Source organism: Marinobacterium sp. xm-m-312 (genome assembly GCF_013283295.1).
Classification (GTDB): Bacteria; Pseudomonadota; Gammaproteobacteria; order Pseudomonadales; family Balneatricaceae; genus Marinobacterium_E.
This window is the reverse complement of the sequence record NZ_WBYS01000002.1, coordinates 205,412-218,483: the sequence shown is the minus strand read 5'-3', so window position 1 is coordinate 218,483 and position 13,072 is coordinate 205,412. Positions and strand designations below refer to the sequence as shown.

At 49.8% G+C, this 13,072-nt stretch carries 15 protein-coding genes and 1 other RNA gene; 13 read left to right on the top strand and 3 right to left on the bottom strand.

The window, feature by feature from the left end; genetic code table 11:
* The first annotated feature begins 27 nt into the window (after nt 1-27).
* On the top strand, nt 28-1,233 hold the full coding sequence (gene ftsZ / locus XMM312_RS03685) for a cell division protein FtsZ (RefSeq protein WP_173481367.1): 1,206 nt from the start codon (nt 28-30) through the stop codon (nt 1,231-1,233).
* Between the two features lie 35 nt (nt 1,234-1,268).
* Here the strand turns inward: ftsZ and XMM312_RS03680 are convergent, their stop codons facing one another.
* On the bottom strand, nt 1,269-2,033 hold the full coding sequence (locus XMM312_RS03680; protein WP_173484613.1) for a TlyA family RNA methyltransferase: 765 nt from the start codon (nt 2,031-2,033) through the stop codon (nt 1,269-1,271).
* 109 nt (nt 2,034-2,142) lie between these two features.
* Between XMM312_RS03680 and XMM312_RS03675 the strand changes: the two genes are divergently transcribed.
* A complete protein-coding gene (locus XMM312_RS03675; RefSeq protein WP_173481365.1) occupies nt 2,143-2,532 on the top strand; it encodes a RidA family protein in 390 nt (129 codons plus the stop codon).
* Nucleotides 2,533-2,534: 2 nt separating this feature from the next.
* A complete protein-coding gene (alr, locus tag XMM312_RS03670; RefSeq protein WP_173488726.1) occupies nt 2,535-3,602 on the top strand; it encodes an alanine racemase in 1,068 nt (355 codons plus the stop codon).
* A gap of 123 nt (nt 3,603-3,725) precedes the next feature.
* On the opposite strand, the gene XMM312_RS03665 is transcribed toward alr, so the two are convergent.
* Nucleotides 3,726-4,268, bottom strand: coding sequence for a DUF2058 domain-containing protein (locus tag XMM312_RS03665; protein ID WP_173481363.1), 543 nt, complete (start codon nt 4,266-4,268; stop codon nt 3,726-3,728).
* A gap of 64 nt (nt 4,269-4,332) precedes the next feature.
* Between XMM312_RS03665 and XMM312_RS03660 the strand changes: the two genes are divergently transcribed.
* The 10 genes from XMM312_RS03660 (at nt 4,333) to XMM312_RS03615 (ending at nt 12,267) form a co-directional block, all read left to right on the top strand.
* Nucleotides 4,333-4,947: a LysE family translocator gene (locus XMM312_RS03660; RefSeq protein ID WP_173481362.1), complete on the top strand. Its 615-nt coding sequence runs from the start codon at nt 4,333-4,335 to the stop codon at nt 4,945-4,947.
* Nucleotides 4,948-5,018: 71 nt separating this feature from the next.
* An RNA gene (gene ffs / locus XMM312_RS03655) (signal recognition particle sRNA small type) lies at nt 5,019-5,115 on the top strand.
* A 98-nt stretch (nt 5,116-5,213) separates the two neighbouring features.
* A complete protein-coding gene (gene dnaX / locus XMM312_RS03650) occupies nt 5,214-7,226 on the top strand; it encodes a DNA polymerase III subunit gamma/tau (protein ID WP_173481361.1) in 2,013 nt (670 codons plus the stop codon).
* 10 nt (nt 7,227-7,236) lie between these two features.
* On the top strand, nt 7,237-7,563 hold the full coding sequence (locus XMM312_RS03645; RefSeq protein ID WP_173481360.1) for a YbaB/EbfC family nucleoid-associated protein: 327 nt from the start codon (nt 7,237-7,239) through the stop codon (nt 7,561-7,563).
* Nucleotides 7,564-7,565: 2 nt separating this feature from the next.
* Nucleotides 7,566-8,168, top strand: a complete 603-nt coding sequence (gene recR, locus XMM312_RS03640; RefSeq protein WP_173481359.1) for a recombination mediator RecR — start codon at nt 7,566-7,568, stop codon at nt 8,166-8,168.
* Entirely contained in the window at nt 8,116-9,351 is a 1,236-nt protein-coding gene (gene rnd, locus XMM312_RS03635; protein ID WP_254442830.1) for a ribonuclease D, read from the top strand. Before recR ends, rnd begins: the two co-directional genes overlap by 53 nt.
* The gene (locus tag XMM312_RS03630; RefSeq protein ID WP_173484617.1) at nt 9,351-9,638 is read left to right on the top strand and encodes a YcgL domain-containing protein; all 288 of its coding nucleotides are present in this window, start codon (nt 9,351-9,353) and stop codon (nt 9,636-9,638) included. Before rnd ends, XMM312_RS03630 begins: the two co-directional genes overlap by 1 nt.
* A complete protein-coding gene (locus XMM312_RS03625) occupies nt 9,638-10,078 on the top strand; it encodes a YcgN family cysteine cluster protein (RefSeq protein WP_173483100.1) in 441 nt (146 codons plus the stop codon). The genes XMM312_RS03630 and XMM312_RS03625 overlap by 1 nt, the downstream gene beginning before the upstream one ends.
* Before the next feature lie 93 nt (nt 10,079-10,171).
* Nucleotides 10,172-10,429: a FeoA family protein gene (locus XMM312_RS03620; protein ID WP_217362075.1), complete on the top strand. Its 258-nt coding sequence runs from the start codon at nt 10,172-10,174 to the stop codon at nt 10,427-10,429.
* Nucleotides 10,429-12,267 (top strand): ferrous iron transporter B, encoded by a 1,839-nt coding sequence (locus XMM312_RS03615; protein ID WP_173488725.1) that lies wholly within the window; start codon nt 10,429-10,431, stop codon nt 12,265-12,267. Before XMM312_RS03620 ends, XMM312_RS03615 begins: the two co-directional genes overlap by 1 nt.
* On the opposite strand, the gene XMM312_RS03610 is transcribed toward XMM312_RS03615, so the two are convergent.
* Complete coding sequence (locus XMM312_RS03610; RefSeq protein ID WP_173488724.1) at nt 12,245-13,042, bottom strand: DeoR/GlpR family DNA-binding transcription regulator; 798 nt, start codon at nt 13,040-13,042, stop codon at nt 12,245-12,247. The two genes, XMM312_RS03615 and XMM312_RS03610, sit on opposite strands and share 23 nt — an antisense overlap.
* Nucleotides 13,043-13,072 lie beyond the last annotated feature (30 nt).

Here is a 13,072-nt window from a genome sequence, read left to right as displayed (position 1 = left end):
TGCCTTACATAAAACCTGGAGGAAGATATGTTTGAGTTAGTAGAAGATACAAACGAGAACGCAGTAATCAAAGTTGTCGGTGTCGGTGGTGGTGGCGGTAACGCAGTCAACCACATGGTCGCGTCGGATGTAGAGGGTGTAGATTTTATCTGTGCCAATACCGATGCTCAGGCACTTGGAAAAATGGCCGCTAGTACAGCCCTTCATATCGGTGGTGATATGACGAAAGGCTTGGGTGCGGGCGCTAACCCGGATGTTGGTCGTCAGGCAGCGGTCTCTGACCGTGAACAGATTGCCGACTCTCTGCGTGGTGCCGACATGGTCTTCATCACTGCTGGCATGGGTGGTGGTACCGGTACGGGTGCTGCACCGATCGTTGCCGAAGTGGCTAAAGAGATGGGAATTCTGACGGTGGCGGTCGTCACTAAACCCTTCCCATTTGAAGGCAAAAAACGCATGAAGATTGCGGAAGAGGGTATTCGTGAGCTGCAGGAGCAGGTCGACTCTCTGATTATTATCCCTAACGAGAAACTGCTTCCTGTGCTAGGTAAAAACACCAGCTTGATCAAAGCCTTTGGTGAAGCCAACGATGTACTTAAGGGCGCCGTTCAAGGCATTGCTGACCTCATTATCCGTCCGGGCATGATCAACGTCGACTTTGCAGACGTTCGCACGGTGATGTCTGAAATGGGCATGGCCATGATGGGTACCGGTCATTCGCGTGGTGATGAGCGTGCAGCAGAAGCGACGGAAGCGGCGATTAAGAGTCCACTGCTTGAAGATGTTGATCTGAAAGGCGCAAGTGGCATTTTGGTGAACATCACAGCGGGTATGGACCTTAGCCTGGGTGAGTTCGCTGAAGTGGGTGAAATTGTTGAAGAGTACGCGTCAGACAATGCGACCATTGTGGTCGGTACCGTTATCGATCCAGATATGAGTGAAGAGCTCAAAGTCACGGTAGTAGCGACTGGTTTAGCTCAGGCTCAACAGGCGGGTGCCCGTGTTGTAAACAGTGATGTGACAACCGGTGGCCCAACGCAAGTAGAGGTGAAAACGGCGCCACCTACAGCCTCTGATTTCAGCCAGCTTGAGTTGCCAACAGTAATCCGTAATCGTCAGGCTCAACAAGCCGAGCAGGCGGTTGAGATGGAAGAGCCAGTACAACAGAAAACCGGTACTGATGATATGGAGTTCTTGGATATCCCAGCCTTCCTGCGTCGTCAGGCCGATTAATTAAGTTTTAAACCGTCCAGGTTTCCCGCTCCCCATTATTGGGTGAGCGGGTCTTTTACTGCGACGAGCAGAAACTCGTGATTCCCATCACCCCCTTTAATAGGGCTGTCGATGTAGGTCACTACTCTCATCTCTAACTCGGACATCAGCGTTTTAAAACGCTCCTCCAGCTCTTTATAGAGATCCGTCGATTTGACGATTCCCCCCTTGCCTATGTGCTCCTTTCCTAACTCAAACTGAGGTTTCACCAGTGTGACTAGGTAGCTCCCTCTGTCCAGTAGTTGGCAAAGTCCCGGCAAAATAAGGGTTTGCGAAATGAATGAGACATCCATAACGGCTAGATCAAACTGTCCAGTGGGGCTGTGTGCTTTTAGCTCAGGCTTGAGTTCACGCGCGTTATAGCCTTCAAGGCAGGTCACCTTTGGGTTGGATCTCAGCTTCTGTGCCAGCTGGTCATGTCCCACTTCAATACCTAGTACAGAGGCGGCACCCTGTTGAACGAGGTAATCGGTAAAGCCACCGGTTGATTGTCCAACATCGATGGCATGAACATCGTTAAGATCAATTTGGCAGATCTCAACGGCGCCTTTCAGTTTCAGTGCACCACGCGAAACGTACTGGTCGACTTCAGACAGAGTCACCTGAAACTCAGTCGACTCGGGAAGCTTGATGCCGGGTTTGCTTAAGATGCGCCAGGCTTTATCAAGGTAGCTAACGCGCCCCTCTTTAATGGTACGTTGTGCTTGCGTGCGACTATCACACAGACCTTTATCCAGCAGTAGTTGATCAGCGCGTTTCATCTTGGCTCCCAAATTAGTTGGCTAATAGTAAACAAAGTTCTACTACTTGTCAGAACCAGGATCTCTGCGATAATGGCCTGAGTTTAATATTCTTGATCAGGAGCGCTTCATGTCTAATCGCAGCACCATCTCTACACCCAATGCACCGGCTGCCATTGGTACCTATTCACAAGCTGTCAAAGTGGGTAACACGGTCTACATCTCAGGTCAGATTCCTTTGATTCCAGAATCGATGGAGCTGGTGACTGAAAGCTTCGAAGCGCAGGCCGTTCAGGTGTTTGAAAATTTAAAAGCGATTGCTGAAGCGGCAGGTGGCTCGCTCAACGAAGCAGTGAAATTGACTATTCTTTTGAGTGATATGTCGCACTTTGCCAAGGTCAATGAGGTGATGGCGCGTTACTTCGACGAGCCCTATCCAGCGCGTGCTGCGTTTGCTGTGAAAGAGTTGCCTAAGTCAGTCGATATCGAGATCGATGCCATCATGGTGACAGCCGACTAATCATGCCTCGTCCTCTTGTTGCTGAGATCGATTTAGCTGCCCTCAAACATAATTTGGCACTGGCCAAGCAGCAAAATCTGCAGGCCAAAACTCTGGCCGTGGTTAAAGCGAATGCTTATGGTCATGGCGCTGTTAAGGTGGCGCTAGCCTTAGAGTCTGATGCCGATGCCTTTGGTGTTGCCTCTATCGAGGAAGCGCTAGAGCTGCGTGAGGGTGGCCTTAAAGCGCCTGTTCTGCTGCTTGAAGGTTGCTTTTCAGAGGAGGAGTTAGCCTCTTGTGAGCGTCAAAACTTTTGGGTGGTCTGTCACAGTGACTATCAAATTGAGTGGCTAATTCGCTATCTGTCGACGACCGATTGGCGACCACAGATCTGGTTAAAAGTGGACTCTGGTATGCATCGCCTCGGTTTTGATGCAGATGCCGTAGCGGGTGTAATGGAGCAGTTCTCCTCTATAGAGGGACTGCCTATACCGGTTATGATGAGTCACTTTGCCTGCGCCGATCAGCCTGCCCATCCTCGTAATGAGGTTGCACAGTCGCGGTTTAATCCAGTCAAAACTAACCTCAGTAGTTTTGCTAACTCTGCCGGAATTTTTACCCAAGCAACGCCTGCTGATAGTTGGCAGAGGCTAGGCATTGGGCTTTATGGTGGAACGCCGAGTGAGCTGGGTTTGCAAGGTTTGCAGCCTGCTATGACGCTGAAAACAGCCATTATTGCGTTGCGCGATATTTCACCGGGTGAGTCGGTGGGTTACGGTGCAACCTATACCGCGGAATCAACTCGTAAAATTGCGACGATCGCCATTGGGTATGCCGATGGCTATCCGCGCCAAGCGAAGCAAGGTACACCTGTGTTGGTTAATGGTGTTGAAGCACCGATCGTCGGTCGTGTCTCAATGGATATGATTACCGTTGATGTGACCGATTTGCCGTCAGTGTCGGTAGGTGATGAGGTGATCATGTTCAATGAACAGTTACTTGCGGATAGGGTCGCTAAATGCTGCGATACCATCGACTACACGCTGTTTGCGGGGCTAACAGCGCGTGTTCCTAGGCGGTATTCTGAGTGAGTCTCTGGAAAACGCTGTCAGAGCGGGTGACAGGCTGAAGGCCAGTCACCATGACTCCGTAATACGTTACGTGCACCGGTGACTGGCTTTAGCCTGTCATCCGCCTTCTATTTACGCTCCAACCTACCACATCAAATCATCAGGAATCGCGTAATCCGCATAAGGATCATCCTCATCACTCACCTGTTGATCGCTAGACAGAGGAATGATTCGTTCAGGACGACGCTGTTCTATTCGTTCTGCCACAACGGCCGGTACTAAAGCATAACCTTCACCGAGTTTAGCGACCCGTATCTGGGCGCGAGTAAGCGGCTGAAACATCGATTCATCGATGTAGATGTGCTTGATGGTCTTGCCATCAGCGAACTGGTAACGAGTCTCTGCGCGCTCTGATATCGTAATTTGATGATGTTCAATCAGCTGCTTCACTTGAGCATCGATCGCTCTCTCGGCCTGTTCGGCATCACGTGCCTCATTCAAGGCGCGATCTTGTGCCGCTTTCTGCTCGCGTTTGGCTTGGATATCCGCTTGCTGTTTGGCTTTTTCTGCAGCGACCTCATCAGGAGACTGCTTTTTCTTTTTGCGCTTCTCAATCGTCGCCTTTTTTGCCTGTTGTTTGTTAGCAAGGCCCGCTTTTAACAATTGGTCTTGAAGTGATCCCGCCATGACACCTGTTTCCATAAGTTCTAGAATGCGCGGAGTTTAACATAGCTTTTTCATTGAGGTATTTGTGAATTTAGTTGAGTGGTTAACCCTATTAGCGGTCTGTACTTTGGGGGCAGTTTCACCCGGTCCCAGCCTTTTGGTTGTTGTAAACCAGGCGTTAAATGGATCCCGTGTTCATGGTCTATTAACTGCAATCTCGCACGGTTTAATGGTCGGTGGTTGGGCTCTATTGACGGTCGTAGGGTTAAGTCAGCTGCTGGCTCGTTTGCCTTGGATAGAGGTGGGTTTAACCGTCATCGCCGCCCTTTATCTACTGAACATGGCACGCGGCGCTTGGCAGGGTGGATCGATGAAGATTGCGCCTGAAGAGCGCGCGCGAACCAGTTATTGGCAGGCGATTCGTGATGGGGCCGTTATTGCGACCTTCAATCCTAAGTTGATGCTCTTTTTTATTGCGATTTTTGCCCCTTTTGTCGGCTCTGAATCAACCTTTGAAACGCAGACGCTGCTGGTCGTAACGCCCTGGGTTACTGATACCCTCTGGTACATCATCGTTTCGCTACTGCTAAGTACACGCAAAAGCTTGGCGCTACTGGAAAAGCACGAGCAGCGAATCAATCGAGGCATGGCGGTGGCATTGACGCTTCTGGCGGGTGTGATGCTGTCAGGTCTGCTTTAACTTCATTTGCAATAGCCTAGCGGGGTGCTTATACTTCGCGCTCCTCATTCGAGGTGTTTTTGTGGTGGCTCCATTGGTCCTCCCGCAATGATAAACCGTGAACCTGGTCAGGCCCGGAAGGGAGCAGCCACAGCGGTCGACTCATGTGCCGGGATGTGGCTGGTGGGGCCATCTCCATTTCTGGTAAAAATTCCCGCTGTTTGACTCTCCCTCACCAACGATAAATGTTAGTATCGGGTTAAAATTTTCCGACCACTGAGGATAGGATGAGTTATCAGGTTTTAGCCCGTAAATGGCGTCCCCGTCGTTTCGTTGAAACGGTAGGGCAGGAGCACGTTCTAAAAGCGCTTGTGAATGCGCTCGACGAGAACCGGTTGCACCACGCCTATCTGTTTACCGGCACGCGAGGTGTGGGTAAAACCTCCATTGCACGTCTGTTTGCTAAAGCGCTGAACTGCCAAGAGGGCGTCAGCTCGGAGCCATGTGGTCGTTGTAGCTCCTGTATCGAAATTGCTGAAGGTCGATTTGTTGATCTTATCGAGGTCGATGCGGCTTCACGTACCAAAGTGGAAGATACCCGTGAGCTGTTAGAGAACGTGCAATACGCACCAACTCAAGGTCGCTACAAAGTCTACCTAATAGACGAGGTACACATGTTGTCGACCTCGTCATTCAATGCCTTGTTGAAGACGTTGGAAGAGCCACCACCGCACGTTAAATTCCTACTGGCGACAACCGATCCACAGAAACTGCCAGTGACCATTTTGAGTCGTTGTCTTCAGTTCAACCTGAAGAACATGGCGCCAGAGAAGATCGTCTCTCACCTTCAGTTTGTACTGGGCGAAGAGTCCATCCCCTTTGATGACGCTTCACTCTGGCTGATTGCGCGTTCTGCGGATGGGTCTATGCGTGATGCGCTGTCGTTGACCGATCAGGCCATTGCGTTTGGCTCTGGTGCGCTGCGTGAAGGTGATGTGCGTGCTATGTTGGGTACCATTGATCATCGCTTGGTGTTTGATCTACTGGATGCGATTGTGGCCGGTGACGGTAAAGCAACGATCGATCGAGTAGCAGCCATGGCTGAGTTTTCGCCCGATTTTGCTGGTGTATTAGCTGAGATGATCTCGATTCTGCATCGAGTAGCCTTGGCTCAAGTGGTGCCTGCTGCGATCGATAATAGCTTAGGGGATCAGGCTCAGATTCAAGCGCTTGCTGGCAAGGTGCGTGCAGAAGAGATACAGCTCTACTACCAAATCGCATTAACAGGCCGTCGTGATCTGCCGATGTCACCGAACCCTCGTGAAGCATTAGAGATGTGCTTGTTACGTATGTTGGCCTTCCGTCCTGTCGATCAGCGTCCTATCGATGCGCCACCCGTTAAGCCGTCTGAGATCTCTAGGCCTGTTGAAAATGAGCCTGCTGTCAGTGAGCCGGAACCACAGCCAGCGATCGAAACGCCAGTTGTTGAAAAGCCGCTAGAGACTCAAGCGACGCTAGCGCAGCCAGAGTCTGCTCCAGTGAATGATCCCCCGCCATGGGAGGATATTCCCGCTGAGGCCTATGCAGATCAGGAGCCAACGGCAAAAAAGTTTGAAGCGGACTCGATGGAGGCCGTATCGGCTCCGTTGGAGTCCGCTAGGGTTGAGCCATCTGAACCATTTAAGCCAGCTGAGCCCATGGATAAACTCATGGATGAGCCGGCTATTGACCCTGTTGAATCTAACGACAGTGCGATTGATCTGTTTGGCGAAGAGACGCCACTAGCCACTTACGATAAGCCGGATGAGCAACCAGTAGTTGAAGAGGTTAAGCCAGTAGAGGCAGTTGAGCCGGTTGAGCAGAAAGAACAGGCTAAAAAAACGCTAGAAAAATCAATTACGCTCTCCAATTTTGCGCTTGAAGATTGGGTGCATTTGATTGCCCAACTGGATCTAACCGGTATGACCGAGAGCTTGGCTAAGGCGATGTCCCTTGAGACACTTCAGGGGAACCGTATGGTGTTGCACTATACGGCTGAGCAGGAAGCGCTCTTCAATGATCAGCACAAACAACGTATTGCTGATGCGATTACCGCCTTTTTCCAAGAGCCGATGTCGGTTGATTTTCAGCTGGCTGAACAGACTCGTGAAACGCCGGTGAACTACCGTATTCGCCGTGCTGAAGAGCGACGCATAGCGGCGGTAAGGCATTTGAAACAAGATCCCAATGTGGAACGATTAATTGAGATGTTCGATGGACAGTTAGATGAACTCTCCGTTGAGCCTTTAGAGATAGAGTGAGGTCATAGTTATGATGAAAGGTGGAATGGGCAACCTAATGAAGCAGGCCCAAAAGATGCAAGAGGACATGCAGAAAGCGCAAGAGGAGATCGCTCGCGCTGAAGTGACGGGTGAAGCGGGTGCAGGTCTTGTCAGCATCGTTATGAACGGTCGTCACGACGTAAAACGTGTCAGCATCGATGACTCTTTGATGGAAGAGGATAAAGAGATTCTAGAAGATCTTATCGCTGCAGCGGTTAATGATGCGGTGCGTAAGGTTGAAACCACCAGCCAAGAGCAGATGTCGAAAATCACCCAAGGTATGGGTATGCCACCTGGCTTTAAGATGCCGTTTTAATTATGTCGTTAACCCCTAAGCTAGAATCGCTAATCAGCGCACTGCGTCGCCTACCGGGAGTGGGCCCTAAGACGGCTCAGCGTATGGCGTTGCACCTGTTAGAGCGTGATCGCGATGCTGCCATCCAGATCAGTGGTGCGCTGGCTGATGCTGCTCAGAATATTGGTGAGTGTGAACAATGCCACTCGCTCTCTGAGCAGGCCGTCTGCGATATCTGCAGTAATGCAGCGCGTGATCGTAAAACCTTGTGTGTTTTGGAATCACCGATTGATCTGATGGCGATCGAGCAGACGGGGGGCTACGCAGGCCTCTATTTTGTATTGGGCGGGCACCTGTCGCCGATCGATGGAGTAGGGCCGGAAGATTTGAAAATCGATCAGCTTTTGGATCGAGTCTACCAGGGCGAGATTAACGAACTGGTGTTGGCCACCAATCCAACGGTAGAGGGTGAAGCGACCGCTCACTACATTGCCGAACAGCTTCGCGATGTTGATGTCAGTATCAGTCGTATTGCTCACGGGGTGCCTGTAGGTGGCGAGCTTGAGTACGTAGATGGCGGTACTCTGGCGCATGCGCTGGCCGGTCGCCGCCAGATGGAGCGATAAGTTGATAGATTTTAGCGGTTACGACTTTGCCAAGCTGAGACAAGCGGCCAAAAACCCAATCTGGATCGATACCGAAGAGCAGTTGGCTCACTACTGTCAGCAGTGGTTAGAGGTGCCGTTGATTACCTTGGATACTGAGTTCATTCGTACCTCCACCTTCTACGCAAAGCCAGGCCTGATTCAAGTCGCTGATCAGCACAGTGTTTATCTGATTGATCCACTGCCTATAAAACGCTGGCGCCCATTCAGAGAGCTGCTAGAAGCGCCTCAGGTCTTAAAGGTTCTGCACGCTTGTGGAGAAGATGTTGAGTTGTTTAAACATCGCTATAAAGCGGCACCCTCACCGATGTTTGATACCCAAGTCGCGGCCGCTTTTTGTGGTTGGGGTTTCAGTATGGGACTTCAGCGTCTTGTTAAACATGCGCTGGATATCGATCTGGATAAGGGTGAAACCAAGTCCGACTGGCTACAACGCCCGCTAACTGATAATCAGACACTCTATGCGGCACTGGATGTCTGCTACCTAGCCGAAATCGTTCAGATGCAGTTTAAAGAGCTTGAGAAGTTGGGGCGCACCGAGTGGGTCAAAGAGGAGTGCGAAGAGCTAGTTGCCAGTGTCATTGCTAACGAAGCGAATATTGATGACTACTATCGACGTTTCTCACAGCTCTGGAATATTCCGACGCGTAAGTTAGCGGCTCTGCGAGACCTGACCATTTGGCGTGAACGCACCAGCCGTTTGAGGGATAAAGCCCGCAATCGCATCTTGTCTAACCATCAGATTATCGATGTGATTCAGCAGTGGCCCAATAAGCGCGACGATTTGAGAAAAATTGAAGGGTTGCGTTCAGGCAACGTCTGGGATTTTGGTAACGATATTATTCGCTGCCTGAAAAATGCCGATAAGTCAGCCCAAGATAACCCGCCAGAGCCGATTGAGCAGCCGCTGAAGTTCAAGTTTCATGCTCACCTTAAAGCCTTGCGTGCAGTTGGTGCCAAAGCGGCGGAGCAACACAATGTGGCGCCGGAGCTGATGCTGAGAAAACGAGATATTGAAGCGTTGATTCGCACAGGTGTTGAGACGGGTCATTATGAATTGCCAGATAGCCTATGTGGATGGCGTAAACCTTTGATTGGTCAGGCTCTGCTTGATCAGCTAGCAGAATTAAACGAGTCAAACTGATGTTAATTTGTTCTATTTATAAAAGCTCAAAAAAAGATGAGATGTATCTCTACGTTGATAAGCGTGAAGGCTTAGAGCGTGTTCCGGATGCCCTTATCGAGATCTTTGGTACTCCTGTTCACTCTATGGATATGCCATTAACTGCCGAACGTAAATTGGCGCGCGCCGATACCGCAAAAGTGCTTGAAAGCATCCGTGACCAAGGTTTTTACCTGCAGATGCCGCCTCCTAAAGAGGACTATATGCTCGATATCCACATGGATCGTCCAGAGACAGGCGTCCGCTAATGTCAGAGGTGTTTTGGCGCAGTAAATCACTGGAACAGATGACCCACGACGAGTGGGAGTCTCTCTGTGACGGCTGTGCCCTCTGTTGTCTGCACAAACTAGAGGATGAGGATACAGAAGAGGTCTACTACACCACCGTCGTCTGTCACCTTCTGAATACCGATAACTGCCAGTGCACGGATTATCCTAACCGATCCACTCGCCAGCCCAGTTGTGTCAAATTGCATCCAAAAGATGTCGAAGAGTTCCACTGGCTTCCGCAAAGTTGTGCCTACCGCCTGATCTATGAGGGGCATGAGCTTCCACAATGGCATCCGTTGGTCAGCGGTGATCAGCGCAGTGTCATCGAAGCTAACGCTTCTGTCTTGAGCTACTACGAAGTCAAAGATAACGAAATCACAGAAGATGAGTTCATCGATTACGTGATTGAGCCTGAATAATCTTCTTTTGCATGATCAATAAATCCTTAAATTTTGGTTTAAATGATTATGATTCTCATTTAGAATTGTTAGATAGGTTAAAGGATATTCATTGTGTCTCAAATTCAATGTGCCAATCTCTGGCAGATGAAACGGGGTATTCAAAGTGTTATTGAAGGGTTTACCCCCGCTTTGGATGCTGCTGTGAAAGCGCGTTTGGAGGAGCTGGGGTTCCATCAAGGCGCTCGCGTTTTATGTACTCAAGCACCTCGTTTGGGCGCTCCTAAATTGTATAAAGTGGGTAACGCAGTCTACTCACTTGAAAAGACAATCGCAGAGTGTGTGATTGCACATCCGGTCACGTCTGAATAATGAAACAACTACTACTGGTCGGAAGCCCCAACTCGGGAAAATCGATGCTGTTCAATCGTCTTACCGGTATGAATCAGCGTGTGGCAAACTTTCCTGGAATTACAGTCGATACCTCAACAGGGCCAGCGGTCGGTCGATCAGACTTATTAGTAGTCGATTTTCCTGGCGCTTACTCTTTAACCCCTCTTTCGGGCGAAGAGCAAGTTGCTGTAGATGCCTTCTATAAATTGTTGGACGTTCCTGTCGGTCACATAGAAGCCGTTGTCTGTGTTGTCGATGCGACCCGCATGGAAAAAGGTCTGGTATTTGCGTTGCAGGTTAGGGAGGCCTGTCGACGTGCTGGTCATCCAGTGATGATTGTGACCAATATGCATGATGTTCTTGAGCGTCATAATCAGAGCGTTGATGCTGAAGGGCTGTCGCAACGCTTGGATATGCCGGTCATTCCGATCTCTGCAAAGAGCGGTGTAGGCGTCGATCAAATCATTACACGCTCAGGGCAGGGGATAGAGGTTCCAAAGAGCGAGCTAAAAGAGGATCTGATTGCGTTTGACGCATCTGTGTTCCGAAATCTAGCGGAATCGTTGGCGAATGAGTTTGGTCCCAAAGGGGACTACCTGCTTCTGGTTCATAACCGAGCGGATCAATTCTTCCTCAGTACCCTGACGGGTGGTCTGAGTTTTCTGTTGATCATGTTTTTACTCTTCCAAGCGATATTCAGTTGGGCCGCTCCTTTGATGGATGGCGTAGAGTCACTGATTGGACTCACGGCAGACTCTGTGTTGCCTCTGATACCAAGCGGTATGCTGCATGACTTTGTTAAAGATGCTCTATTTGGCGGGCTGGGTGCTTTTTTGGTGTTTGTACCTCAGATTTTTATTCTGACGTTGATCGTCGGTTTTATGGAAGATTCAGGGTACCTTGCTAGGGCCGCTGTCATCTGTCACAGACCGCTTCGCGCTTTTGGTCTAACTGGTAAAAGTTTTGTCCCAATGTTATCGGGTGTCGCCTGTGCTATCCCAGGCATCTATGCAGCACGAACCATAGAGTCACCAAGACGTCGCTGGTTAACCTACTTTGCCATTCCGCTTATGCCTTGTTCGGCTCGACTACCTGTCTATGGGCTTCTTATTGTCGCGTTTATTCCCAATGAGTCACTTCTAGGTGGTGCAGTAGGGTTGCAAGGTCTGGCCATGTTGGCGATCTATCTATTCGGAATCGTTATGGCCTTGTTGATCGTGTCGTTACTCTCTAGAGTAAAGGCAGGTAAGGGGAGTGATCTCCCATTTGTTCTCGAGATGCCTCCCTATCGTCTACCGGGTGCAAAAACTTTAGGCCAGTTGGCCTGGTCACGCAGTGGTGATTTTGTGAAACGTGCAGGCCCCGTGATCTTCTGGGTCAGTGTGGTGGTCTGGGTGTTAGGCTACTTCCCTAATCAGGGGGCAAATTTGGGTGAATCCTGGTTGGGGGCTATTGGTAAATTCATAGCGCCTATCTTTGAACCCATCGGCCTGGATTGGAAGTACGGTGTTGCCATTATCGCGTCGTTCCTAGCGCGTGAGGTCTTTGTCGGCACACTGGGTACACTCTATGGTATTGAAGGTGCCGAGGAGGAGTTTACATCCTTGGCTCAACAGATTCAGGATTCTGGCATCTCTTTGGCTTCTGGAGTCGCTCTGTTTGTCTTCTTCGCCATTGCTGCGCAGTGTGTCTCAACTCTAGCAACGTTGCGCAGGGAGAGCGGTAGCTGGTCGCTGCCGGCCGGTCTGTTTGTGGGGTATGGTGTTTTGGCTTACAGCTTGGCTTTTGTGGCTTTTACTCTGATAGTTGGCGATTAGAGACTGGATTGTTTCCTGGACAGTGAATGACTACATCATTTTGAATTAAAAGATTGGCGAACTGATCATCGGGGCAGTCATTCGTAAACAGTCTTGATATGTCCTTAATGTGCCCTAGTTTCACCATGGGTGTTCTGCCAAATTTGGAGTTATCGCTACAAAGGAGTACCTCTGAGGCATTTGCTATAATGGCTTGTGACACTCTGACCTCCCTGAGGTCGTAATCAAGCAGGGTGCCATCTTGTTGAATACCGCTGATGCCTATGATTGCGTACTCCATCTGAAAGGTGTTTATGAGGTCTGTCGCTGGAGAGCCGACAATGCCACCATCACTGTTTCGAACTTCGCCACCTGCAACAATGACTGTGAAGTCACTCTTAGAGGATAAGGTAACAGCGACATTCAAGTTGTTGGTCACTACGGTCAGATTTTGTTTGCTCAACAGGGCTTCGGCGACTGCCTCTGTTGTGGTGCCGATATTGATAAATAGGGATGCGCCATCGGGGATATAATCAGCAACGAGTTTTGCAATAGTTTGTTTAGCGTCCGAATTAACACTTTTACGAGTTTTATAAGAGCTGTTTGTTGTGCTGTTTTCAACCGCACCAACACCACCATGATAACGTTTTACGCGCCCCTCCGTTTCCAATTGAGTGACATCACGTCTTATAGTTTGGGGCGTCACTTCAAGTGATGAAGTGAGTTCATCTATAGTCACAAAACCACTTTCAGCGATCTTATCGAGTATGAATTCAAACCTGCGATGTTGGCGCATCTAACATTCCGTAATTAACTTTTTTATTAT

Excerpts from the sequence above, each read along its gene's own strand:
- ftsZ (WP_173481367.1), top strand. The coding sequence starts at position 28 with ATGTTTGAGTTAGTAGAAGATACAAACGAGAACGCAGTAATCAAAGTT.
- XMM312_RS03680 (WP_173484613.1), bottom strand. The coding sequence starts at position 2,033 with ATGAAACGCGCTGATCAACTACTGCTGGATAAAGGTCTGTGTGATAGT.
- XMM312_RS03675 (WP_173481365.1), top strand. The coding sequence starts at position 2,143 with ATGTCTAATCGCAGCACCATCTCTACACCCAATGCACCGGCTGCCATT.
- alr (WP_173488726.1), top strand. The coding sequence starts at position 2,535 with ATGCCTCGTCCTCTTGTTGCTGAGATCGATTTAGCTGCCCTCAAACAT.
- XMM312_RS03665 (WP_173481363.1), bottom strand. The coding sequence starts at position 4,268 with ATGGCGGGATCACTTCAAGACCAATTGTTAAAAGCGGGCCTTGCTAAC.
- dnaX (WP_173481361.1), top strand. The coding sequence starts at position 5,214 with ATGAGTTATCAGGTTTTAGCCCGTAAATGGCGTCCCCGTCGTTTCGTT.
- XMM312_RS03645 (WP_173481360.1), top strand. The coding sequence starts at position 7,237 with ATGATGAAAGGTGGAATGGGCAACCTAATGAAGCAGGCCCAAAAGATG.
- recR (WP_173481359.1), top strand. The coding sequence starts at position 7,566 with ATGTCGTTAACCCCTAAGCTAGAATCGCTAATCAGCGCACTGCGTCGC.
- rnd (WP_254442830.1), top strand. The coding sequence starts at position 8,116 with ATGGCGGTACTCTGGCGCATGCGCTGGCCGGTCGCCGCCAGATGGAGC.
- XMM312_RS03630 (WP_173484617.1), top strand. The coding sequence starts at position 9,351 with ATGTTAATTTGTTCTATTTATAAAAGCTCAAAAAAAGATGAGATGTAT.
- XMM312_RS03625 (WP_173483100.1), top strand. The coding sequence starts at position 9,638 with ATGTCAGAGGTGTTTTGGCGCAGTAAATCACTGGAACAGATGACCCAC.
- XMM312_RS03615 (WP_173488725.1), top strand. The coding sequence starts at position 10,429 with ATGAAACAACTACTACTGGTCGGAAGCCCCAACTCGGGAAAATCGATG.
- XMM312_RS03610 (WP_173488724.1), bottom strand. The coding sequence starts at position 13,042 with ATGCGCCAACATCGCAGGTTTGAATTCATACTCGATAAGATCGCTGAA.